The sequence below is a fragment of the Trichocoleus sp. DQ-A3 genome (assembly GCF_039961975.1).
Taxonomy (GTDB): domain Bacteria; phylum Cyanobacteriota; class Cyanobacteriia; order Cyanobacteriales; family FACHB-T130; genus FACHB-T130.
Genome location: NZ_JAMPKC010000017.1, coordinates 68,843 through 92,878, shown reverse-complemented (window position 1 = coordinate 92,878; position 24,036 = coordinate 68,843). Strand labels below are relative to the sequence as shown.

General features: G+C 44.8%; 21 protein-coding genes and 1 pseudogene. 3 read left to right on the top strand and 19 right to left on the bottom strand.

The features are described 5' to 3' along the window. Nucleotides 1–21 precede the first annotated feature (21 nt). The 4 genes from NDI44_RS21025 to NDI44_RS21010 form a co-directional block, all read right to left on the bottom strand. Entirely contained in the window at nt 22–990 is a 969-nt protein-coding gene (locus NDI44_RS21025; RefSeq protein ID WP_190416132.1) for a protochlorophyllide reductase, read from the bottom strand. 310 nt (nt 991–1,300) lie between these two features. Beyond that, complete coding sequence (locus NDI44_RS21020; RefSeq protein WP_190416131.1) at nt 1,301–1,969, bottom strand: discoidin domain-containing protein; 669 nt, start codon at nt 1,967–1,969, stop codon at nt 1,301–1,303. 86 nt (nt 1,970–2,055) lie between these two features. After that, entirely contained in the window at nt 2,056–2,922 is an 867-nt protein-coding gene (gene fghA, locus NDI44_RS21015) for an S-formylglutathione hydrolase (RefSeq protein ID WP_190416130.1), read from the bottom strand. A gap of 143 nt (nt 2,923–3,065) precedes the next feature. Further along, entirely contained in the window at nt 3,066–4,178 is a 1,113-nt protein-coding gene (locus NDI44_RS21010) for an S-(hydroxymethyl)glutathione dehydrogenase/class III alcohol dehydrogenase (protein WP_190416129.1), read from the bottom strand. A 236-nt stretch (nt 4,179–4,414) separates the two neighbouring features. Here NDI44_RS21010 and NDI44_RS21005 point away from each other — a divergent pair, with 236 nt between their 5' ends. Continuing rightward, entirely contained in the window at nt 4,415–5,494 is a 1,080-nt protein-coding gene (locus NDI44_RS21005) for a pentapeptide repeat-containing protein (protein ID WP_190416128.1), read from the top strand. Nucleotides 5,495–5,907: 413 nt separating this feature from the next. Here the strand turns inward: NDI44_RS21005 and NDI44_RS21000 are convergent, their stop codons facing one another. The 4 genes from NDI44_RS21000 to NDI44_RS20985 all read right to left on the bottom strand — a co-directional run bounded on the left by NDI44_RS21000 (nt 5,908) and on the right by NDI44_RS20985 (nt 11,276). Then, nucleotides 5,908–7,623: a CHASE3 domain-containing protein gene (locus NDI44_RS21000; protein ID WP_190416127.1), complete on the bottom strand. Its 1,716-nt coding sequence runs from the start codon at nt 7,621–7,623 to the stop codon at nt 5,908–5,910. Between the two features lie 997 nt (nt 7,624–8,620). Then, nucleotides 8,621–8,959, bottom strand: coding sequence for a DUF5615 family PIN-like protein (locus NDI44_RS20995; protein ID WP_190416125.1), 339 nt, complete (start codon nt 8,957–8,959; stop codon nt 8,621–8,623). After that, on the bottom strand, nt 8,956–9,180 hold the full coding sequence (locus tag NDI44_RS20990; protein ID WP_190416124.1) for a DUF433 domain-containing protein: 225 nt from the start codon (nt 9,178–9,180) through the stop codon (nt 8,956–8,958). The genes NDI44_RS20995 and NDI44_RS20990 overlap by 4 nt, the downstream gene beginning before the upstream one ends. Nucleotides 9,181–9,461: 281 nt before the next feature. After that, the gene (locus NDI44_RS20985) at nt 9,462–11,276 is read right to left on the bottom strand and encodes an RNA-directed DNA polymerase (RefSeq protein ID WP_190416123.1); all 1,815 of its coding nucleotides are present in this window, start codon (nt 11,274–11,276) and stop codon (nt 9,462–9,464) included. A gap of 137 nt (nt 11,277–11,413) precedes the next feature. On the opposite strand from NDI44_RS20985, the pseudogene NDI44_RS20980 reads away from it, so the two are divergent. Further along, nucleotides 11,414–11,545: pseudogene (locus tag NDI44_RS20980) on the top strand (VIT domain-containing protein); the annotation flags it as partial. 144 nt (nt 11,546–11,689) lie between these two features. On the opposite strand, the gene NDI44_RS20975 reads toward NDI44_RS20980, so the two are convergent. The 3 genes from NDI44_RS20975 to NDI44_RS20965 all read right to left on the bottom strand — a co-directional run bounded on the left by NDI44_RS20975 (nt 11,690) and on the right by NDI44_RS20965 (nt 14,746). Next, nucleotides 11,690–12,121 (bottom strand): aspartyl protease family protein, encoded by a 432-nt coding sequence (locus NDI44_RS20975; protein ID WP_190416122.1) that lies wholly within the window; start codon nt 12,119–12,121, stop codon nt 11,690–11,692. Continuing rightward, nucleotides 12,114–12,329, bottom strand: coding sequence for a hypothetical protein (locus NDI44_RS20970; protein WP_190416121.1), 216 nt, complete (start codon nt 12,327–12,329; stop codon nt 12,114–12,116). The genes NDI44_RS20975 and NDI44_RS20970 overlap by 8 nt, the downstream gene beginning before the upstream one ends. Nucleotides 12,330–12,490: 161 nt before the next feature. Further along, a complete protein-coding gene (locus tag NDI44_RS20965) occupies nt 12,491–14,746 on the bottom strand; it encodes an FdhF/YdeP family oxidoreductase (protein ID WP_190416120.1) in 2,256 nt (751 codons plus the stop codon). 312 nt (nt 14,747–15,058) lie between these two features. On the opposite strand from NDI44_RS20965, the gene NDI44_RS20960 reads away from it, so the two are divergent. After that, nucleotides 15,059–15,358 carry a hypothetical protein gene (locus NDI44_RS20960; RefSeq protein ID WP_190416119.1) on the top strand — a complete coding sequence of 100 codons (300 nt, stop codon included), beginning with the start codon at nt 15,059–15,061 and terminating at the stop codon, nt 15,356–15,358. Nucleotides 15,359–15,544: 186 nt separating this feature from the next. Here NDI44_RS20960 and NDI44_RS20955 read toward each other — a convergent pair whose 3' ends face one another. The 8 genes from NDI44_RS20955 to NDI44_RS20920 all read right to left on the bottom strand — a co-directional run bounded on the left by NDI44_RS20955 (nt 15,545) and on the right by NDI44_RS20920 (nt 24,019). Continuing rightward, the gene (locus NDI44_RS20955) at nt 15,545–16,009 is read right to left on the bottom strand and encodes a type II toxin-antitoxin system VapC family toxin (RefSeq protein ID WP_190416118.1); all 465 of its coding nucleotides are present in this window, start codon (nt 16,007–16,009) and stop codon (nt 15,545–15,547) included. Continuing rightward, a complete protein-coding gene (locus tag NDI44_RS20950) occupies nt 16,006–16,251 on the bottom strand; it encodes a hypothetical protein (protein ID WP_190416117.1) in 246 nt (81 codons plus the stop codon). The genes NDI44_RS20955 and NDI44_RS20950 overlap by 4 nt, the downstream gene beginning before the upstream one ends. Before the next feature lie 453 nt (nt 16,252–16,704). Further along, the gene (gene drt5, locus NDI44_RS20945; RefSeq protein WP_190416116.1) at nt 16,705–18,189 is read right to left on the bottom strand and encodes an antiviral reverse transcriptase Drt5; all 1,485 of its coding nucleotides are present in this window, start codon (nt 18,187–18,189) and stop codon (nt 16,705–16,707) included. 248 nt (nt 18,190–18,437) lie between these two features. Then, a complete protein-coding gene (locus NDI44_RS20940) occupies nt 18,438–18,782 on the bottom strand; it encodes a XisI protein (RefSeq protein ID WP_190416115.1) in 345 nt (114 codons plus the stop codon). Beyond that, a complete protein-coding gene (locus NDI44_RS20935) occupies nt 18,770–18,910 on the bottom strand; it encodes an element excision factor XisH family protein (RefSeq protein WP_190416114.1) in 141 nt (46 codons plus the stop codon). Before NDI44_RS20935 ends, NDI44_RS20940 begins: the two co-directional genes overlap by 13 nt. Before the next feature lie 114 nt (nt 18,911–19,024). Further along, on the bottom strand, nt 19,025–19,555 hold the full coding sequence (locus NDI44_RS20930; protein ID WP_347276920.1) for a methylated-DNA--[protein]-cysteine S-methyltransferase: 531 nt from the start codon (nt 19,553–19,555) through the stop codon (nt 19,025–19,027). A 392-nt stretch (nt 19,556–19,947) separates the two neighbouring features. After that, complete coding sequence (locus tag NDI44_RS20925) at nt 19,948–22,428, bottom strand: ATP-dependent Clp protease ATP-binding subunit (RefSeq protein WP_190416113.1); 2,481 nt, start codon at nt 22,426–22,428, stop codon at nt 19,948–19,950. A gap of 1,387 nt (nt 22,429–23,815) precedes the next feature. Continuing rightward, complete coding sequence (locus NDI44_RS20920; protein ID WP_190416112.1) at nt 23,816–24,019, bottom strand: flavodoxin domain-containing protein; 204 nt, start codon at nt 24,017–24,019, stop codon at nt 23,816–23,818. Nucleotides 24,020–24,036 lie beyond the last annotated feature (17 nt).

Here is a 24,036-nt window from a genome sequence, read left to right as displayed (position 1 = left end):
TTCGCTAACGCACAGTCTTCGTTACGCTACTCCAACTAACTTAGCGCTCAGATCCCACAGCTTTTGAGCTTTGTTATCATCGCTGGCTTCGTCAGAAACCTCTTGCACAAAAGACTGACGACCGGGTTTCTGGCGATTTCCCCAACTCCAATACATCCCGGATTCCTTGTATTCAGGATCGGCAACAATCGCTGCAACCCTTTCCCCTGCCAACTCCTGAGACACGTATCCCCCGGTGATGTTCTTTTGGAACAGCGGAAAGATTTTCCGAAACAGAGGATAGTGGTTGCGGAACAGAGGTGTATCTGCAACGCATCCCGGATAGAAGGAGTTAAAGGTAATGCCTGTGGAAGAGTGATAGCGCCGATGCAGTTCCCGCATGGTTAAAACATTGCAAAGCTTGCTATCTTTGTAAGCTTTGCCTGGTTTAAACTTCTTGCCGTTAATCATCGCAATCGGTTCTTTGAAACCAGCTTCAAAGCCTTGGAGATTGCCTAAATCTGGAGGCGCTGGAATCGGAATCTTACCTCCTAACTCCTTCGGATTTGCCGTCACAGTTCCCAAAATCACAAGTCTGCGATCTGGATAAGAGGACTTTTTCAGATCCTCCAGCATCAGGTTGCACAGCAGGAAATGACCCAGGTGATTCGTCGCCACGCTCAGTTCATAACCTTCGGCACTGCGTAATGGTTCTTTTAATAAAGGTAGATAAACTGCGGCATTGCACACCAATGCGTCCAAGGACTTGCCGCTGGCTCTGAAGTTATTCACGAACTGGCGAACGCTCTCCAAAGAGGCTAGGTCAATTTGCATGAGGGTGTAGCTGTCTTGGGGGATTTCCACTGTTTCGGCAGCTTTTTTCCCCTTCTCCAAATCCCGACAAGCCATCACTACGTGCCATCCCTTTTTGGCTAGCGCTTTTGCACCGTACAAACCAACCCCTGACGAGGCACCCGTGATTACAACTGTTGGCTTCCGATGTGATTCCATTGTGTTTAGACTCCGTTGACCGCCGTTAACTGTCTCTAGGATCTAGGATTTTACACCACTGGGTCATCAGCTCTTATTTTTCGAGGTGCGCTGTTATGAGTATCTTGGGGAAAGTTTTCTATCCATACTGGTTTTGCAATCGTCCATCAACAACACCAATTCAGTAGCGATCGTACCAACAATTTTGGAACTACCTGGCGATCGCGTACTTGACTTGCTAATACCATTCAGCAGCGGCAAGCAACGCGAACTTCGCCAAATTTAGCTTTATCTAATAGCTCTGTTTTACTTAGAGCGTTCAGCCTAGCGATTACCGTTTAACAGACTTTGAAGAATAAGCCCTGAGTTGATGAAAAGTACCCCAACCATTCCATTGTCCGTCCGGTGGTTCCCAATATTTGACATATCTCGCAGCAGTCGGTTTGATTGCAACATCAATATCAAGTTTATTAAAAACAGTTGTTGGAGCGTAAGGATGAACAATGTTAGAAACTAACTGCCAAGACTTGTTATCTGTTGATACTTCGACTCGAAATGTCAAGGAATTCTTAAACGCGCCATCCCAATCGATGTTATAGCCGACTCCATTAAGTTGATAAACGGAACCCAAATCCACAACTTGAAACGTGCCCTTACCATTATTCGTTTCATTTCCCCATCGACCTAGCTGTGGATAATTTGTTGTTGTTTTGTAATCCACATTATCATTGGCATTGGCCCAACCTGGGTAAGTAATTCCTCCGCCTCTGGCAATCACCTGTTTTTTCGCAGCAACGTTAACCCCTGGAAAGTTAAGTTTTTTTGCAACTTTAACTTCTCGCTCGGGTTGAGCTTTTGATGGAAGCGGGGAGGAAATTTTTAAGTCTTGTGTAGATTCAGAACAACCAACTAGCGTGAAAGCGACAAGAAAAGCAAAAACAGATAATTTAACACTTTGCCTTCTCATTTTATGTCTCGATTGGCTTTTCGCAAAATTCAATTTACATTTACCTGAATAGATAGTTTTGCTCCACTTTTTAGAAAAATGTAAATAAAATGTTATTGGTTTTTATTAGGTTAGAGTAATCAAAAGCCCGGTTGAGCCAAAGCAGCCGCGTGGTGAGCGAAATGATCGCCAATAAATGAGGCAATGAAATAATAACTGTGATCGTAACCGGGTTGTTTGCGGAGAGTGAGGGGATGATTTACCTCGGCACAAGCTTGTGCAAAAACGTCGGGTTGCAATTGTTCGCCTAGAAATTGATCGGCATCTCCCTGATCGAGCAAAATGGGCAATCTTTCTGGAGCAGATTTAATTAGATGCATCGGATCGTAAGCTAGCCAGTCAGATTTATTGTCGCCCAAATAATTTTGAAACGCTTTTTGTCCCCAAGGGACAAGGCTTGGGGTAACAATTGGAGAAAAGGCGGAGACACTTTTAAACATTCCGGGATTTTTCAGGGCGATCGCTAAGGCACCATAACCACCCATTGAATGTCCGAAAATGCCCCGAATTGGCATTACAGGGAAGTTGGAAGCGATCGCTTCCGGTAATTCTGAAACTACATAGTCATACATCCGATAATGCTTTGCCCAAGGCATTTGCGTTGCATTGAGATAGAATCCCGCACCTGTTCCCAAGTCCCAACTATCTTCTTCTCCAGGGACATTACAGCCGCGCGGACTGGTATCGGGAGCAACCACAATTACACCGTATTGCGCTGCGAATTGCTGTGCGCCTGCTTTACTAATGAAATTTTGTTCCGTGCAAGTTAGTCCACTCAGCCAATAGAGTACCGGACACGATTGGCTTTCAGCTTGGGGTGGAAGATAAACTCCAAAATTCATCTCGCAGTCGAGTACCGCAGAGTGATGGCGGTAGACAGATTGCCAGCCACCGAAACTCCGGTTGCGGCTGACTATGGTGAGGTTTGTCGGGACGGGTTGGTTCATGACTTAATAATGCTGCATACCAAGTTCTGCGCGATCGAGAAGAACCCCACCCCCAGCCCCTCCCCGCAAGCAGGGAGGGGAGCTATAGCCGCAGGCTATGGCGGGGTGGGGTTCTCTTAATTATGGGCAAGGCGGACATGATATTACGAATACAGAATCACAGAACGAATGCTCTTACCCGCGTGCATCAAATCGAATGCCGTGTTAATTTGCTCTAGTGGCATCGTCTGAGTAATGAATTCATCAAGTTTAATTTCACCTGCAAGATATCGTTCTACATAACCGGGAAGTTGCGATCGCCCTTTGACTCCGCCAAAGGCAGAACCCCGCCACACGCGCCCCGTAACCAGTTGGAACGGACGAGTGCTAATTTCTTCTCCCGCACCCGCAACCCCAATAATCGTTGATTCTCCCCAACCTTTATGGCAAGCTTCAAGGGCAGCTCGCATCAAATTGACATTGCCGATGCACTCAAAGGTATAGTCAGCACCGCCATCCGTGAGTTCGACAATCACTTGCTGAATTGGCTGCTCGTAGTCTTTGGGATTGATGCATTCCGTCGCGCCTAACTGCATTGCCAATTCAAACTTGCTGGGGTTGATATCTATGCCAATAATCCGTCCCGCTTGAGCCATTACGGCTCCCTGAACGACGCTTAACCCAATTCCCCCCAAACCAAACACCGCAACCGTTGAGCCTGGTTCCACTTTCGCCGTGTTCAATACGGCACCAATGCCTGTGGTAACGCCACATCCTAAGAGGCAAACTTTTTCTAACGGCGCGGCTTTGTTAATCTTGGCGATCGCAATTTCGGGCAATACGGTGTATTCGCTGAACGTACTGGTACCCATGTAGTGATAGATAGTTTCACCGTTCTTGCTGAAACGGCTAGTTCCATCGGGCATCAATCCTTTGCCTTGCGTGGCGCGAATTGCCTGACACAGATTCGTTTTTCCAGACAGACAAAACTTGCATTGCCCGCACTCTGGCGTATACAGCGGAATTACATGATCGCCTGGTTGCACGCTAGTGACGCCAGCACCCACTTCCTCCACAATACCGCCGCCTTCATGCCCCAAAATCGTTGGGAAAATGCCCTCCGGATCTTTACCAGACAGCGTAAATGCATCCGTATGGCAAACGCCTGTGGCAACAATCCGAACCAAAACCTCTCCGGCTTTTGGCCCTTCTAGGTCAATTTCTTCAATTTCTAAGGGCTTGCCAGTTTCCCAAGCGATCGCGGCGCGTGATTTCATAGTGACTTCCTGCCAATTTTGCCTAGTACCCTATCATCCGGAATTTTGCCAGAGATAGCCAGAGCTGTAATTCTTACTTTAGCGATCGCAGTTCGTTTCGCGGGTGAAAGCGACCCAGAAGTTTTAAAAATACGTTTGTAAACGCCCCCTCAATCCAAACATTGCTTGAATTAAGCCGACTTTCTTACTTGTGGCTTAGGATAGGCTTGCAAAATTCCTACTTCGGGTAAATAAGGATGTGGCACAAAAAAAGTTTGTGGTGGATCTTGGGAGGAAGTGCGATCGCTATCTTTGCCCTACTGAACTTCTCTAACTGGCATCGTCTGCGTAGCTATGAGAAGATTCCTGACTTGAGGGCTGTGCAATGGAATGGTAAAAACTTAGCCGGTACCGATTTTTCCCGCCAAATTTTCCGAGAGGCAGATTTATCGGAGGCGAATCTGCAACGGGCAAACCTCCAATGGACAGACTTCTCTGGTGCGGCGACTCGCCTGATTGACACCGACCTGCGCCAAGCCAACTTAACCAATGCTTTGCTCTCCGGTACTCAGGCTACCAGAGCCAATTTCTCTGGCGCAATCCTGCGGGAGGCCGACTTAAGCAACGCTAGCCTGAATGGTGCGCGTTTTAGAGATGCTGATTTGCAGGGAGCAATTCTGATTGGGGCAAAACTGGTAGGGGCTGACTTCAGCGAACTGAAGCACGATCCGGCTTATCTCGATCGAGCGGATTTGACCGATACGGGGATTACAGGATTTCGCGATACACGGCTTTGCAACGCCACCATGACAAATGGTGCAATTTCTAAGCAGGGTTGCTTTTGGCCTTCCTACGATTTGAAGAAAGCAGCACAAGCTCAGGATTGGCGCTGGATGGATTCGGCAACCAGTTATCTATTTAAAGAGGCGGTGATTCCTGGAGATGCCAAGGCACTTGAGCAGACTGTAGACGAAATTACACCCGAACAAATCCGGGAGATGCCTTGCAAACATCTCAAAACTCTAGACCAACTTTGGCGACAAGCAAGTGGCGATCGCTTTGGGTTCGGCATTCAGCGGCGAATTTGGGAAAGTTCTCAAGTGAATCGAGATTACACCAAGTTCGGAGAAGCTGTGGGATGGAAGCAAAACGGAACTTGGCTCAAATTTAATGATTTAACCGCTAAAGAATCCGCTTCCAATGGCAGTGTTCTTCCAATCGGTCATTTTCCCTGGCACTCTTGGCAGGTTCAGGAACCTACTGAGACCGAGCCTACTCGCTTTCGCCGTGTGGGATTTGGGGAATGGATGGCACGAGTTAAAGCCTGTGGAATTTGAGCGGCTCCCAGTCGTTAATCTCAAACGCCTTCAAGTGACGTTCCGACGACTCCCTAATGGTTCCGAAATTGCCAAAACTTACTCTTGTCAATTCGGAGTCGTTATGAGCGTGGTTAATTTAACGAAGTCATTAAGAGTTTAACTTAAACAAGGTTAAGTAAGGATATCTATGAGCGATCGCGAAAAGTTGACCACAGCCACAGGTTGCCCAATTGCTGATAACTAGAATTCCCTAACAGCTGACCCGCGTGGTTTTCTGTTGATGCAGGATGTGCAGCTTCTAGAACAGATGCAGCAGTTCTATATCGATATTGTTACTCATCACAGCACGCTCTCGGCTTTATTTTGTCATCGCAGTCGCGACCCTCTTACTGAGGATGACTTAAACGTATAGCAGTTTATAATCTGTCTAACTAAACCACCGCATTGAGATTAAGCGCTGATTGATTCACCATTTGCATCCCAATTTTAGTTTGCTCTAAACCACTTGCTGTTTCTACCGATCCTTGTTTCAAATTATTCATCACTTCTACCACTTGCTCAATCGCCAGAGCTTGCTGCTTAGCAGTGAGAGAAATTTGCTGACTGCGTAACACAACATCATTAATTGCTGCTATTGAGTCCTGTTGATTGTTTAAAACAACTTCCTCAATCGCTTGAATTACGCTGCCATACGCTTCCAACACAATATCATTAATTGCCTGGGTAACATTTGTGGAGGATTCTAAGACCACATCATTAATTGCTTGAGCCACTTTAGCAAAAGCATCGGCTGTTTCTCTGGACATTTCAATAGTTTCATCGGCATTTCTCTTGCCTCGTTCTGTCACTACCACTGTTAAATTTATTGCTTTTTGAATATCGGAAATCAACGTGTTGATTTTTTCTGCTGACTTTTTGCTTTGATCGGCTAATTTGCGAATTTCGCTAGCAATAACTGTAAAACCTTTACTGTTTTCTCCTGCACGTACAGCTTCTACTGCGGCATTTAATGCCAGCATATTTGTCTGATTAGATATGCCTGTAACTAAGGCGCTAATGTTGCCAATCTGATTAGCTTGTTCGCTTAAACTCACAATATGGTCTGCGATCGCGACAACTTTTTCTTTCAATTCTGACATTCCATTTACAGTTTTTATGACAGATTGATTGCCCGATGCAGCTAAGGATAGTACCTGCCGCGAACCTGTGGCTGATGATTCTGCTAAAGCTAATACTTGATTTGCACCTTTGGTTGATGATTCTGCTAAAGCTAATACTTGATTTGCACCTTTGGTTGATGATTCTGCTAAGACTAATAGTTGTCTTGCACTTTCTAGCGATGCCTCTGCTTGTTCTGATGCTTGCCGAGCTGATGCATTTAATTCATTCATCGTTGCACAGGCTTGATTAACGGCAACAGCTTGGTTGGTTGCTATACGTTCTTGTTCTTCGACAGCAGTAGAAATTTCTGTAGAAGAACTAGCCAGCGCACTAGTCACGTCATTAATCGGTCGGACAACCTTTTTAGAAATAAACCATAAAGTAAAACAAGCTAAACCTATTGCAGCAGCAGTGCCGCCTAAAGAAATAAAATTTGATATTTCTTCGGCTCGTTTAGCTTCTTCTTTCCTTTTATCCAGTAGTTCATTTTCTATGGCAATCATTTCGCCAATCTCTTCGCGAAGATGATCCATAACTTGCTTCCCTTTACCAGAAAGCACTAAAGCTCTTAATTCTGTTTCTTTACCTGCTTTCTTTAAAGAAATAGTTTCCGCTAATTCTGAAATTTTTTCTTGAGACAAATCTTCAACATTAGCCAAATTTTCCAATTGTTTGGGGTTGTCTTGTATAAGTTTTTGTATTTCCTTGAAATCTTTATTTATTATTTCAAGAGCTTTATTATAAGGTTCCAAAAAAGTGTCTTTCCCCGTAATAATGAAACCTCTTTGCCCTGTTTCTGCATCAACTAGATTTTTTTCCAACCCCCCCAGTTTATCTTTAACTTCATAAGTGTGTGTTACCCAATCTACTGCTTCTACCAAAGTATTTGTACTGATTTTGGAACTAATACCTATACCAACCATCAGTGCCATAATTGTCCCAAAGCCGACTTGGGTAACTTGACCGAGCTTAATTTTATTTTCCATATCTAGCTATCTCAATTAATTGCTTATTGATATATTAACAATCAGCAAGTTATTGACAACAACCGCAAAACTACGGTATTCCCTTGTTAATCTAAATTAGTCCTTAATAATTTTTAATGAGCAATATTTTTTTATAAACAGATTCAGGTTTGAGCGAGTCGAGATTAGTTTGTTTAAATTTGAGCGAACAAGTCATAGCATTTTTTTTTGCTTTACAGTAAAGTTAGTAAAAAAATTAACAATTACTAAGCAAACACGCGAATCAGCAAAGTATTTCTGTAGTTAATTGATGGGCTGAAAACTTGAGATGTAAGAGACAGTTGGTAAATAGATATGAAGCGAGTATATAGCAGGAGATCAAATAATCGATACAAGATGTAATAAATGAGTCAACCCTTTTACGACAGTGACTTTAACGATGAGGAACCGCAACAGATTGAACCTTTGTTACTTTGTGCCAAGCCTTTTTGTAAACACTAATTTGTAAACACTGAGAGGTTAACTTACGAGAGATTTTGAATGCTATTGTCTACCGAGCAGATAATGGAATTAAATGGCGCAATTTGCCCCGCGATTTTCCAGGGTGCCAAACAGCCTATGGCTACTATCGTTTATGTAAAATTGGACATCTGGGAGCTTTCTCAATCCAGCCCTGGTGCAGCAAGTACGAGTTAGCAAGGGACGGCAGGCTCAAGCCAGTTTAGCCATAATTATCCATTTAAGAAGAGCCTCTGTCATACTCCGACGCAGGCAAGAGCCTTTTCGGCGGTAGGCATAGGCTGTTATTGACATGATACCGAGTATCACCATACCGTAAAAGATGTACTTGACTGGCTTGAATTGACCGAATAATCATCCTGCAAACATTGGCGATCGCGCTCAAGCCGCGAGAGGGTCAAAGTTGCGATCGCCTATTTCTGCTTTAGACTAACTGCCATCTAACTGGTTTGTGCGAATAAAATATCACCTAGCGATCGCTAGTCCTTCCGTTGATGGACTAATCCCCGCTAATCTCTACTAACATCTCGCCTGAGCGCAAAAGCTCCAAAGCGTCTGGCAATGTTGCACTCAAAATCTCTCGCAATCGCGTATTGGATGTATTGCCACACGTCAACCAGATAATTTGTGGAGGTACCCCGTAGCGAGCGACCAAATCAACAAAATCTCTGTCCTTGGTTATAACGATCGCTCCTTGCGCTTTTGCTGCCTCAAAAATCTCATAATCTTCAGCATCTCTCAGACCAATATCGCGCAAGGCTACTGCTGTCACCCCAAATGTATTCGCGATCCAGGGTGCAATTCCAGGCGACAGTTGTGCATCTACCCAAATCGTCATGCCACCAGAACTGGATGATCGACTTTACGCGCCGCGTAGGTGAGTGCTGCTTTCAGATCCTCCATTTCCAGATCGGGCATTTCCTCCAAGATTTCTTCGGCACTTAAACCAGCCGCAAACAAGTCCAGCACATCTGATACCCGAATTCTCATACCCCGAATACAGGGACGACCACCACACTGTTTTGGATTAACTGTAATTCTTTCAAGCAAATTTGGCATCCGATTTTACTCCGAAATAAATCCTTATCTCAGTGTGGATCGAGTTTGCCTAAGTTGCAAATTCAAAAAATCTGAAGATGCGATCGCTTATTTTTTCTTCTGACTAACTGCTATCTAACTGGCTTCTACATCCTTCCTGCCAGGTCAAGAATTTAACAAAATAAAGAACCTCATGCAACTTGGTTTGAGGCAGATGATGTCACCTCTTAACAATGTTGCCAATTAAAAATTCCATAGGGTAAACTTTGCCTAACGATGCTCGGCTTACGCTCATCTGGGAACTATGGCTGTTGATTAATGAGGTACTTATATCGACGGTCTGTAACCATACTTAATAGATTGTTACGCAAATTTTTTTTCTGGATAGGATCTAAGTTGCCTTGCAACAGGGCTATGGCAAGAATAACCTTTGGAAGCGAGTAATACGCCCAGCTTGACGAGGGTTGATGCCTTAAGTAACTACTCAACTGCTTATCTAGACTTGTTAGTCTTTTAAGACTGGAAATATGTGCAAGCACTTGCAAAGCTTGTAGCAAAGCATTTTGCGTAATCTTTTCAGTAATATCAAGGGAATCTTGTTCAAGAAGAAGCGGTGTTACGGCAGCAACTTGTCTGGCAGCCCAAGCAGATTTCTCCCAAACATTTTTGGATGAAGCTATTAAAGACATCAAATCTGCTCTTGAACCATATTTTGCTAACAACCAGATAGCCGCAGTTATCCCTGAAGATGAGTATGAGCCATTTTTCTTCGCGACATTGTTTGCAAGGATTACCATTCTGCTGACGAGTTTACCTGTAGCGGGAGTTTCCCACGTTACAAGACACTTAACAGCTTCAAAGAGCGAAACATCGTCTTCGCAATGACCGGACAAGAGAAAGTCTTCAATTAGGCTTAATCGCTTTGAAGTAATGCCTAAGCGGACAAGATAAGTAAAGGCTGTGCCTCTAAGGCTAGGGGTTTCTGCAAGAATCAATGGCAGATGGTTTTCAAGACAAGTATCTTTAATACGCCCAAATAGATTGAAATAGCGTTTGAATACTTTATCCCATTGTCCCAGTCTTTCCTCCCGATGAAATCGTCTAAAGCTTTTTTTTAGTAAGTATTTCTGTTTTGCTTGTATAGCTGGATTTTTAGTACCTTGCTTTATAGAGTTTTCAATAATTTTTAGGGCGCGATTTTCCTGAATCCAAAAGTGTGCAACAGCATTCTGTGCAGATAAAATTCGGCTCTTGCTAGTATTTAATCGAAGTCCCTGGCTGCTAAGGACGTTATCCAAGTTTCTTAAGAGCCGTTTCCCTTCTTCACGCGAACCAACACCCGCATCAAGATCATCCATCCATCGAACAAAGTCCCCGTTTGTGGCTCTCTCTAGTTCTTCATCAAGCTTGAATAAGTAAGCATGGGCTAATAAGCGTGGCGCGTCGAAGTTTATTTGGGGTAATCCAACACCAGAATGCGGCATATAATACGGTCGCCATGAAAATGCTTCAAGCAAGTAAAACAAAAAATTGAGAAGATTTTCACTAAACTTCCCACAGGATGCCAAAGTGTTGCGAAGTGACGGTAATGGAATACAGTCAAAATAATTCGCAATGTCAGCTACTACAACATACTGGTGCGAATTCGCAAATTTCCATATACGTTGCTGGAACTGTGGCCATAATATCCACCAAGGATAAGCAAAAGTACCATCAACCTGCTCTACATCTGCTGGTGTGTGAGTACGTGAGTAGTATGCGTTCTGTGACGGTTGCGCTTTTTTTAACTCATTTTCCAAGACTTCGACGATACATTGAAGAACAAGAGCATCGGCTGGCTCTGGGATTGCAAGTCGTCTAGGAATGCCGTCTCTTTTTTCCAGATGAACAAATTCAGGGGATGACGGTTTGTAATGACCATCAAGAACATCTTTACGCAAGCGATTAGCAAAGGCTTGAATATTTCTGTGAATATCTAAAAAGTCGTGAATATCTTCTAATGGTTGTTTCCGTAGACCGTTACGCACTGTGTCTTTCCAAACCTTAACTACTTTATGAGTTTGGAAGGCATAATCAAGATCTAGAGACAAACTTTGTGCGCGTTGAGTCCCTTGCATTTACTAATAAATGTATATTTACCAACTTGATTGTAACCGCCACCTTACGGGTTACGCCAATAGAAAAAACACCAAACTCGATGGAAATAGAGGAATTGCTCGGAGTACCGCCTCACCGATCGCCTGAAAGTTTTACAGGAAATAGCTAGCGAGTGGAAGTCACCCAGGGCTTTAAAAATTCCTTCCCAACGACGCTGAAAGTTGTCTACATATTCCCGTTATCCGATGAGGCACCAGTCGATGATATGCTGATTCGCATTAGCGATCGCGCTCGAAAAAAGGATAATCATCCAGAGCGGCGATCGTCCTTAAGCTAGCCGCTCTGTAAGATATTCAAAGTAGCGATCGCTTTAATACCACCCATTAGGTTAGCTAGCACCACAACATTTTCTGGCTCTGCATCCTCAAACTGGCTAAGCGTCGGAAACTACCGCTTTGGGACTGACCTCAAACTGTAGCTGCGAACGGTAGAAACAGGCATCAAACTCCATGAAAAAGTTAACTTGCCCTAATATTAATGGCACACTTACAGCCTGTGTCCATGCGAATACGAGTTCCACAGGTTCAAATTGCCCAACCACTGCTTGAACAACCACTACACGCGCTTCATACTCAGCTAAATTACCTGTTAAACTCAAAGCTGTTGTTTGCTGCTCCCACTCATACCCAAGCTCAACCCCCACCGGGTAAGGCAGCACATTCACCGTTGCTCCGGTATCTAATAAACCCGATGTTGCAACAGAACTTTTCTGATTGACTAAGGTGATAGGAAGATATGGACGAAAACCTGCCTCGCCTAATGCAGTATCAGCAGAGATAAATGGATACCGTTGGGCGTTACGCATCGTCTTGAGTTTTGGCAGCTTGTAAAACTTTTAGCATAGTATCTGCTGCTTCAAACGCATCATAGGGCGACCACACGGGGTAGGATAGATCGGGTTTTATCAGGTCTGTTTCTTGTTGAGCTAGCTCTGAGATCAAAACCTGCATAACATATAACTTATCTGCCCGGTTAAGCCCTCGTAGAGTAGAAAGTAATTCTGTTGATACCATGTAAACCGCTCCAGTAGGTCAGGTACGCTTTTTCATCATATACCTAGAATCTACTGAGCCAATTGGATTACCTAATTGTATTGCTGCTGGTAGCTCAACTGGTTCCGATGAGGTAGTCGTCGATGATATGTTGATTTGCATTAGCGATCGCTCTCCCGCTATCAGGTGTAAACTACAACCGGAACTCGCTTAAAAGCAGGTATCCCAGACTGCTTATCTATACGCGCTTTGAAGATGATGTTAACTTCGGGATAGAACATCATTGCTGCTCCCTGACGCACAACACCAAAGATAATTTCAACATTCTCTAACTTGCCTGCATCGCCTTGCACTGTCACTCGTTGATGCTCTTGCCATCCTGCTTCTTTTGCATCGGATGGGTTCATTAGAATGCAATTTCGGTGCGGCATTCCGCGATATTTGTCGCCTGGTTTGTAAACTACCGTGTTGTGTTGCGAGTAGCTGCGTCCCGTCATCAATGCTAATACAATCGCTTGCGAAGATTCCGGGACTCCAAATTCTTTGGCTTCCGGTAAATGCAATTTTGGTAATGGTGTGACAAACATATTCGCTTTACCGGAATGTGTAGCAAATTTGGGTTCCTTGAAAATACGTCCGGCGATGGTGAATTCTTCCTTGGTTTCATCAATCGTCGCCATCTGCTCAAAACCGGGAATCGTTTTGGCAATCAGTTGACGGACATATTTAGTATCTTGCAGTTTGCGCCAATCAACCGGATCGCTGCCAAGAATCCGATGCGCCAATTGTGTGAGAAATTCTACCTCGGAAATCAAATCCGCATCCTTGAGATGGGTTTTCCCAACATCATTGAGCCGCACAAAATTGTTGCCCGATTCCGTAGTAGTTTCGTGCGGATTTTCAAAGCGGTTAAATACGGGAATGATGATGGTATTTTTCTGCGCTAAACCGTGAAAGTGTCCTAGATTCGGTTTGGTGGCGAGGTAGATAATGGTGTCAATATTGCCTAAAGCTCGCTTTGCTTGATTTAAGTCAGGGTTCGCCGCATACAGATTTCCACCCAGGCAAATCAACGTATCTACTTTCCCTGCATCAGCCGCATCAATTAAGTCGCGGGCGCGATATCCAGGGTTGCGGTTGAGCGATCGCCCCAGCAATTTCTCTAACGCTTCTTGAATCTCTTTTTTGAGTTGGACTGTCACTCCCATCGAGCCAAAACCCTGGACGTTGGAGTGTCCCCGGATGGGCATCGTACCGCCGCCCTCTTTGCCAGCATTCCCTGTCAGCAGAGCGGTGTTAGCGATCGCATAGATGTTATCCACGCCGTTCTCTTGCTGCGTTGCACCCATCGCCCAGGCAAACACCACACCCTTAGAAGAGGCGATTATTTCTGCGGCGACTTCGATCTCCTGTTGGGAAACACCGCAAGTTTGCGCGATCGCTTCCCAGGAAATAGAGCCAGCATAATCGACAACCGCTTCCCAACCCTCAGCATGGGCGCAAAGATAATCTGTTTGAATTAAGTTGCGTTCAATTAGCGCTTTTTGGATGCCGATAAATAGCGCCACATCGCTACCGGGAATCGGTTGCAGATAAAGTGAGGAAATCTCCGATCCAGTAAATAGCGACTTGAGGGGAAACGCTGGAGATGCAAACTTAACCAACCCCACTTCCACTACTGGATTAACAACAATAACTTTGCCACCGCGATCGCGCAACTCAATCAGTTCGTTCATCAAGCGCGGATGGTTAGCAGGCGCATTCGACCCGATCAGCACCACGCATTCTGCCTTTTTCAGGCTATCCAGACTGACCATTGAGGTGCCAGAACCAAACATCTGCTTCAGTCCCACCGTCGATGGGACGTGGCACAAATCCGAGCAATCTGCCAAATGATTCGACCCCAGCGATCGCATCATCAGTTGCAGCAGATAAGCCGCTTCATTCGACGATCTCCCGGAACTATAGGAGGCGACTCGCTCCGGGGACTTGCGAAAACCAGCTTCGCCAATCTCGTAAATCTCATCCCAGGAAATCCGCTCGTAATGTGACTTCCCCTCGCGCAGAATGACCGGAAAGCTGAGACGACCCAGCCGATCCGCTTCTAAGGAACTCAACTGCTGGAGTTCGGCGATACTGTGGCGGTCGAAAAAATGGGTCGAGACGGCTGGTTGCAACTCGGCGGAAATTGCCTCTACACTTTTGGCGCAGCGTTGCATCGTTTCCCCCAACTCGTTCGCGAAGCCGCCCTTTTGTCCCCCCGTTCCCCAAGCACAGGACAAGCAAGCACTTTTATGCAACAACGTTTGCCACAGTTTTGGCCCTTCGGGTGATAGGGTATGCTCTGCCCAATATTGCACGACGGGCAAACCGCCACCCATTTCTGGAGCATTGTTGGTTGCTTTCGTTGCGTCTTCTGGTTTAATTTCTGCGTCCATACAGCTTCCTCTTGAATGCAGCGCCACTCATCTGTCAGCCTGGAATGCGTTCTATCCCTCTGAATTTATCTTGAGCAAAATACTATCTAGAGGGACTTGAAATCAGGTTAACTCATGTAAAGTTGTCTCGCACGATTGTATAGATGTGCGATCGCTGAGAGCTTTTTCCTAGAAAACTAGCTTCTCAAACATCGTCTAACTATTTCAATCGTAGCGCTGGGATCTCAGTCTTTAAGCAGATTTTCAGATGCCTTCCCCTAGCCTGCAACTGCGCCGTGGAATAATGAGTACACAACTGTTCCCAAAATTTTTATGACCATTTCTCACAGCCAGGGCTATCTCGTCACGATCATTTGCGAAACGGTATTGCAAGATCGCCTAGTTAAGCTGCTCAGCGGATTGGGTGCTTCTGGCTACACTATTATTCCAGCCAAGGGCGCTGGTAGTCACGGTAAACGTATGGGAGATATCGCTGGCTATAACACCAACATTGAAGTCAAAACCATTGTGTCAAAAGAGATATCAGACCAATTGTTAGAAGACCTGAAGGAGTTTTCGAGCAATCATGCCTTGATTGCCTTTCGTCAAAAGGTAGATGGCTTGTTTGATTAAGCAGTTGAATGTAAACTCTGACTGGGGCGATCGATTTCCACTTGCCGAGTTTTAAGCGTTGTCTGCGGAATATTCAAGATTGCGATCGCTCATCCTGCCAACGCACCAAGATACACTATTCCGCAGATGGGATGGGCAGGAACAAAAAATAATCGACTTCTTGCCTTTGCAGAAATAGAGTTAAGGCTAGGACTCATCGGTTTCAGGGATTAATAATTCCTGGGGGCGCACAATTGTAATGCCTGATATGCTAGCAAAATCCCTTGGATTGAAAGTTAGAAGATGCGTAACTCCATGTGCAAGCATCACTGCACCGATACGAACATCATGAGTGCGCTTACCCATCACTTTATTGATTGTTACCAAATCTAACCAATTTGGAAAAATCTGCGGAATTTCCTCTAGCAACGGAAAGCGATCGAGAAGCTGATCTACTGTGTTTCTCGTTTGCTCAACAGCCCACCCTAAACCATTCACTTCAATTGGTCGGGTAGCAACGACCCAAAACTCAACAAGCACTTGCGCTGTTAGAAAACATTCGTCTTCTTGTGTGAGTAAACAGGATATTGCGTCTATTGCAAGGCTATGCTGCACATCAGAGGGGTTGCATAAACGTAAAACAACATTAGTATCAAGCAGATATCTCGTCATTCCTCATAAATGCTGTCGCGGCTGAAGGCTTCATCAGGCAGACTTGAACTATTTTTGGGAAGTTGCGATACCCATTCCTGTAACTCTCTAGCCCGTTCTGCTGGGGTTGCCCTTTGCCAGAATAGAACAGATGATTCGACCTGTCTGGATTGAAACTCAACGAAGGCGATGAAATCAGCGATCTTCTTGAGTTGCTCTTCGTTTAACTTGTCTAGGTCTTGCTTAAGCTTTTCTCGGAGCATGATTATAACGATCGTCCGAAAGCAGATTTCTTCTATTGTAACCAATGCGATCGCTCATTTCTGCTTCAGGCTCACTACTATCTAACTGGTTTGTGGGTCATTCTTGATTGGTTAAGAACTCTACAAAATCAGAATATGCAGTTTGAAATGAGGTCTTAGATTGCTTCCCCACTGTTACCCAATTTTCTCTTAAAAATCTCTTTTATTTCCCTAAAATTCTCATCATTTTTGTTTGATAAATCGATATCTTAGTCTATTAAGATTCCCTTGTTTAATCAGAGCATTAATTCCTGCATCATTTTATCGGTGATTCAAAACATAGGCTCTCAGTTCTTGACGGGTCATTCTATTAAAGTCAGACTTCTTGATCATTAAAGCTCTGTTTACTGTCGAGAAGATTATAATGTCCAACCCCCCCTCTTTATTCTGAATTCACGTTATTTCTAGAGCAGTTCAGGACAAATTTGTTATACAATCACCAATAATCTTATTCATTGGACTAGCGTTGGAGAAATACGACAAGGTATGGTTTCGGCTAATTGCTGTTGCTCCACCAGAGCCTACTGCTGCTGCCCAAGCTAGCCAATCTGATTTTCCAGTACGAAGATGTTCTTCTCGCAATTCAACCATACCAAATCTCTGCTCTGGAATTTCCAAAATTTTGGCACGAGAAATCAAAGTTGCATTCTTATGCTCGTAAAGCTCAATCAGAATAGCAGAGTAGTGAGATGTGCCAGAAAGGTAATCTTCAGCAAGCTTAGCCATCCAAAACAACTGATCTTCAGTGATATTATTGCCATTTTTAATGAAGTTGAATATTAGAGAGGCAAGAGCTTCCACGTCATCTACACGGCTGGAGAAGTGATACACGCTCCTGCTTAGGCTTGGAAAACGTTCTAGAAATGTATCCATTCGCTCTAGTACGTCAGTTCCATGCTCTCGGAGTAGAACAAGAACTAATTCTGCGTCAGACTCATCAATATCGGGATTCTTAAGAAGGTTTAGGAGATATTCAACCTCTTCAGAACTCAATTTTTCATAGTACTCTTCCTCCTCAAATTTAAGCGTCTCTCCATAAGCCTTGACCATAGTTCGTCGAATTTTAAGTAGACCAGCTTTGATCTCATCAACCTTCTTTGCTACATCAAGATCGCTTACTTGACCAATAATGGTTTTTGTTGAATTTAGCGAGAGTCCTTTCTCGCCTAGTAAACGCTGAACCATTAAAAAATCACCAATTAAGACATTTTCATCGTCCGAGAAAAGATAAAAATCATCCATGAAACGAAGCATTAAGCTACAACGTAACCTTACAGAATTATCAATGAATTTCAAAAACTCTGCACCAATGATTTTGCATGGATGAAGTCCTTGGGGTAAGCAATCAATTGAAACTCCTGTATTCGCTTGTCTTAGGAATTGACCAAGATACTCAACATCATCGACAGGAGCGCCAATCTCACTGAACCATTTAACAATATAGTGATGGTACAGTGAGTTAAAGTAGGTAGCTACATCGAATTTAAGAGCATACTTATAGGTTGATTTTGCATGAGCAAGAGCAGCTTTGAACTCAGCATAGCTCTTAGTAGCAGATAGAGGTTTTCCATGCTCAAATCTATACCCAAAGCTGCGGCGGTTCTGATTGAAGTCTTTCCTGAATAAATTTCGATTTCTATATATAATGTCGTAGATAAATAATTCAGCAACCGGATCGAGCTTTACTGTTCGACGTAAATGAAAGCCTTGCTTTGATGCATAGCATCGAGCTTGGGATAAAAAACAATGCTCATTCTCGGTTTTATTTAAAACTTTCTGATAGACATATTCAAGAACCTCCTTTCCCCTGTTCTCTGCAATGACTTTAGTAGTTGAAAGCGGAAACAGGGTACGAGGATAGTCATCTAGTAGGTACTGAATGGCTGTATAAGTACTCATCTATTCTAAAATTTGTCTGGTTAAACTGATAACTTCAGTATATCTTTCAGCTACAAGCGGTAATCCGCAATGAACCCATCACTCTCTCGAAATCGCCCAGAGTATTTAGTGATCGCAAGGCTGAATATTTTTCCAGAGGGACGCACCTGCTCTGAAGAAAAAAGAGATAGCGATCGCGTCTTAGCGCCTCGCTTTTGCAATCCTATCGATATCTCTCGTTTGATCCATCAATTTATTAGCCTGCGCCGCTACGATGCTACTGCAAAATCTGTGTACTCTCGCATCTTAGGCTCGTGGAATGCTAACACGATATCTTCTTTGGGGACACCTGCACGAACTAAGTCAGTGGCAATGCCATCTTCAGTCCAATCTTCTTCGATCCAAAACTTACCATCACGAATACGAACATAGACGGTCATGCCAGCAATGCGATCGCCTTTCTGCCAACCAAGATTCATCCAGATATAATGTCCCTTTGGTTCATCCACAATCAAGAATGTCTTAATGTCTCGATTCGGACGGCGGTTGCACAATTCTACATACTCAGACAATATCTGTTTCATCAACTTGGGATACTCAATTAATTTATCCATTGCGTAATTTCCTCTGCCTCTATATTTACGACAATGAGTGGAAGCTGGTGTTTATTGAGAATGAGTTGAATTATATCTTGCTTGAAAAAGGTGTTATGAGCGACTGTACTGACAGCAACATAAGTCACAAGTAGTTAAGCTGGTTCGCATTGGCGATCGCAAAGCGTCTACAAAGTAGAATCGCATCATTAAAGACAGCATCAAAAAAGGTCTTCCAGAAACAAAAAAATGCGATCGCGCCTTTAAGAGTTGCCCAAAGCCATTGTCAATTGCCGATTAGATTTTGCGCTATGTCTGCGCTCAAGTTCTAGTAAACCTTCTTTAAGACGGACTCCACCTCTAAAACCTGTAAGTGTGCCGTTGCTGCCAATAACACGATGGCAAGGCACAATAATACACAGAGGATTTTTACCGTTGGCTGCTCCCACAGCACGCGCTGCTGTTGGCAATCCTATTTTTCTCGCCAGTTCTCCATAAGATATCGTTTGACCGTAAGGAATCGACTGTAGGGCTGTCCAAACCTGCTGTTGAAACACCGTACCTATGGGGGCAAGTGGTAGCGTGAATTGATACAATTCGCCATTGAAATATGCCTGAAGTTGATCAACGGCGTCACCGTCGAGCTTCTTTTGGAAATGCCAAGCGGCTTCTGGAGACTTTGCAGCCAGTCCTTCTTGAAAGTCTATTGCCACTAGCCCAACTGAGTTTTGCGCGATTAAGATACGTCCCAGAGGGCTATCCATGTAGGTATAGAAAATTGAATCAGAAATCATAAAAATTCCTTTTTGCTTAGATTTTCCAGAACGCGATCGCCTAAAACACCAGGTATATTTTTGCATGGATTCCCATCTGTGCATCATGGGAATGCGTTGACGAAGCCCACCGAAAGTATCGCTTATCAGCAACCCATACCATCGTTCAACCCAACAAATATTTATAAGAGTTGGATTTGTTTCCTTAAACGCCACGTTGAAAAGTGGGGAAACTCCAGCTTTTCGTGTGACTCCCCAACCTCTGTGGATTTTAAATTTTTAGCTCTAATTGCTACATCTCGCCAGCAGCCTTTTTTGAGCAGAAATGGACGGTTGCAAAAAAAATCCCCTGGCAGAAATGCCAGGGGATGAAAGTGCTAAATCTTAGCTAATGAATTGCGGAACTCATGCCCTTAGGCGACAGGAAGTAACTCACGCTGTTCGGATTTGACTACCTGAATCTGACCGTCATCGTCAACATCAATGATGGCAGTGTCTCCATCTTGAATGGTGCCAGATAGCATGGCTTCAGCCAAGTTGTCTTCCAGGAGTCGCATAATCGCCCGACGCAGCGGTCTTGCACCGTAAGCAGGACTATAGCCTTCGGTTACGACACGGTCTTTGAAGCGATCGCTGACTTCCAGCGTAATTCCCTGTTCGGTCAAGCGTTCGGAGATTTCGCGCAGCATGATTACAGAAATTTGCTTCACTTCGTCCTTCGTCAACTGACGGAAGACAATGATCTCGTCGAGACGATTGAGAAACTCAGGACGGAAGTACTGCTTGAGTTCTTCATTCACCAAAGCGCGAACATGGTTGTATTGCGCTTCAGCTTGATTGTCAGTAACCTCGAAGCCTAGACCGCCGCCGCCTTTCTCAATGACTTTAGAACCGACGTTGGAAGTCATGATGATCAGGGTGTTCTTGAAGTCTACTGTGCGACCTTGAGCATCGGTCAGGCGACCGTCATCCAAGAGTTGCAGCATCATATTGAACACATCGGGGTGAGCTTTTTCGATTTCGTCGAATAGTACCACCGTGTAAGGCTTGCGACGCACCGCTTCAGTTAACTGACCGCCTTCGTCGTATCCCACGTATCCAGGAGGCGAACCAATCAGCTTGGAAACCGTGTGGCTTTCCATGAATTCCGACATATCCAGGCGGATCATCGCTTCTTCGGAACCGAAGAAGTAAGCAGCCAAAGACTTCGCAAGTTCCGTCTTACCAACTCCGGTGGGGCCAGAGAAGATAAAGCTGGCGATGGGGCGGTTGGGGTCTTTTAGACCAACGCGGGCGCGGCGAATCGCCTTAGAGGCGGCAGTGACGGCTTCCTCTTGACCGATGAGACGCTGGTGCAAGGTATCTTCTAAGTGCAGCAGTAACTCCGATTCGGATTCTGTGAGTTTGCTGACAGGAACTCCAGTCCAAGAAGCAACGATTTGAGCGATGTCTTCTTCGTTAACCACTGGGGAATCTTCAGGGTTAATGACTTCTGCCTTTTTGTTGTCAGCGATCGCCTTCAATTGTGCCTCAAGTTCCAACTCGCGATCGCGCAGTTGTCCCGCTTTATCAAAGTCTTGAGCCTTCACAACCGCTTCTTTCTCTTTGGTCACTTCACGCAGTTCGCGCTTCAGTTGTCCAGTCCCAGAAGATTTGCTGTTTCTCAGATGGACGCGAGAACCCGCTTCATCAATCAGGTCAATTGCTTTATCCGGCAAGTAACGGTCTGAGATGTAGCGATCGCTCAAGCTGGCGGCTGCAACCAGAGCAACATCAGAGATTTTAACTTTATGGTGCTGCTCGTAGCGATCGCGCAGACCAAATAAAATCTCGATGGTTTCACTGACGCTGGGTGCGCCTACCATAATCGGCTGGAAGCGACGTTCTAAGGCAGCATCTCGCTCAATATGCTTGCGGTATTCGTCCAGGGTGGTCATTCCCATGCACTGCAACTCGCCTCGCGCTAATGCTGGCTTGAGGATATTCGCAGCATCCATGCCACCTTCGGTTGAACCCGTACCAATCAGCGTATGCACTTCGTCAATGACCAGAATGACGTTCCCCGATGTCCGAACTTCATCCACAATTTTCTTGAGGCGTTCTTCAAATTCGCCCCGGAATTTGGTACCCGCGATCAGCGAACCCATATCCAGACCGATCACTTGCTTATCTTCCAAAAAGCCAGGAACGTCTTTATTTACAATCCGCTGAGCTAAACCTTCCGCGATCGCAGTTTTACCAACCCCTGGCTCTCCAATCAACACCGGGTTGCTCTTGGTGCGGCGAGCTAAAATCTGGATGGCGCGTTCGATTTCTTTGGCGCGACCGACGACCGGATCGAGCTTGCCTTGTGCGGCGAGTGCGGTCAGATTCGTGCCGAACTCATCTAACGTTGCGGTTTTGCGATCGCCACGTCCGGATGTCGAACGCTCTTCTCCACTGCCAGCAGAGACGGCTGTGACATCTCCCAGCATCCGAATCACGGCGGTACGGATGTTATCGGGGTTAGCGTTCAGGTTTTGCAGCACTTTGGCGGCAACCCCTTCCCCTTCTTGAATTAACCCCAGCAGCAGGTGTTCCGGGCCTACATAGTTATGTCCGAAAGCCTTTGCTTCCAGAAAGGCTTGCTCGAAAACACGCTTCACCTTAGGAGTGAAGGGAATTTCAGAGGGTACAAAGCGAGACCCCCGACCAATAATTTTTTCTACCTCAATCCGGCATGCTTGGAGGGTGATGCCTTGATCGATCAGAACTTTAGCCGCCACACCCGTGCCTTCTGCAATTAATCCTAAAAGGAGTTGCTCGGTGCCCACGAGGTTGTGTCCCAGGCGACGTGCTTCTTCCTGGGATAGCATAATTACCCTAACGGCTTTGTCTGTGAAATGTTGAAACATAGCAACTTTCCTCTACCGAGCTGTTTAGGCTATGGGTGAAGTGGCATTTCCCCATGCATAAACTTTTATGTACTTGCTTAATTAACAATGTATCTCCACCCTGATAGCGATCGCAGTGGGCACAACCGTATGAAATCAGGTGTAGTTGCCGCCTATGCATGGGAATAGAAGCGCGATGCATATATGGCGGAAAAAAATATACCTCGGTAGTTAGAAATTTAGGTATATAAATGGAGGGATAATTTTAAAATTCTTCCCTACCGTCGCCAACATTCAACCAGAAGCAGCTTCATCAATTCTTATAAACTTAATAATCCTTATTATTAAGTCCCCATACATCGCTCCCTGTATTCGTAGCTTAAGATACCAATCAGAGTTTCATCCACTAAAAATGTCGGAAAACCTTATATTTCTACCTGGCGGTATATTTATATCTCCTGCATGAATCATGAGGTCTAATGATTCTGGCGTGTGCAACGGCAGGACTAGACATGAGATCGTAAAGCTATCATGTAATCGACAGCCGTTCTCATTGGGATCTCCCTCCTTTAGTTTTGAAGCCCAGTGAGCGATAAAGACATTGCCCTAGTATTTCACTATCGCTCCGGCTTGATATCCTTCAGGCTTTTCCACTCAGCCAGGAACGAGTGAATCATCTTGAGAAAATCCCCTGATTGAACTCTTTCGGTAGATGTAAATGGGGTGTAAAGTATGGGCGAAGCAAGTGCATCCCAAGGTAAGCAAAAATACCGGAATCCGACTGCCAACTTCTGATTTTCAGATGAAAAACGGCTGAATCATTCGCTCATAGTGTTCGCAATTCGAGCATTAGAGAATAACACCCTCTCTTAGGATTCAACTTTTCCTACAAGCTCGCTGCATCAAGATCCGGTTGTTTTTATACACCTCTAAAGTTCCAGCCTGCGGATTATCTAACGTACCATCCCACACCCAATATTCATAATTTCTATTCCGAAACTTATACACTCAAACGCCTTCTGTCCTTTGGCTAGTTCCTCTGCCCAAACTTAAATTCCCGTTGGGATTAGTTGCACGATAGAGTAGTTCACCAGAAGTATGTTTCTGCCAAATATTGATGTTATAACCACCCTGGCAGTTCATGCTTAGGATGATGCCAGCAGTAGAATCAGCAGAGGCTCTTAAGGAAAAATTAGCTAAGCTACTGATTGGCAGTAAACAATCTGTTGAAGTAGCACTGTCAAGCTAGTTAACTTAGCAGGGTTTGTTGATGGGACAAGGATTGTAGATAACAATTTTTGTCCCATCAACATTGTTTCCGAGGCGACATTATTTCCTGCTGAGGGCTAGTCCTGAGTTTTTTACTTGGCAAACAATTCTTTGCCTGCTAAGGCAGCAGCCACTCGTGTTACATTCGCACCATGATACTTGGCAGCTTCCAGCCTCTCTTCAGTAAACCATCACTGGCGATTACATCATCTTCAGTAACATCCTCAACAAACTTTACCGCCACTTCAGTACCTGGAACTGATGTCACACCAGATGCTACCGCTTCTGCCATCTTCTGGGTATTGCCGTAATCAGTTGCGTAAACGATTAAAACTTTTGTCATCTTTTACCTCACACTTG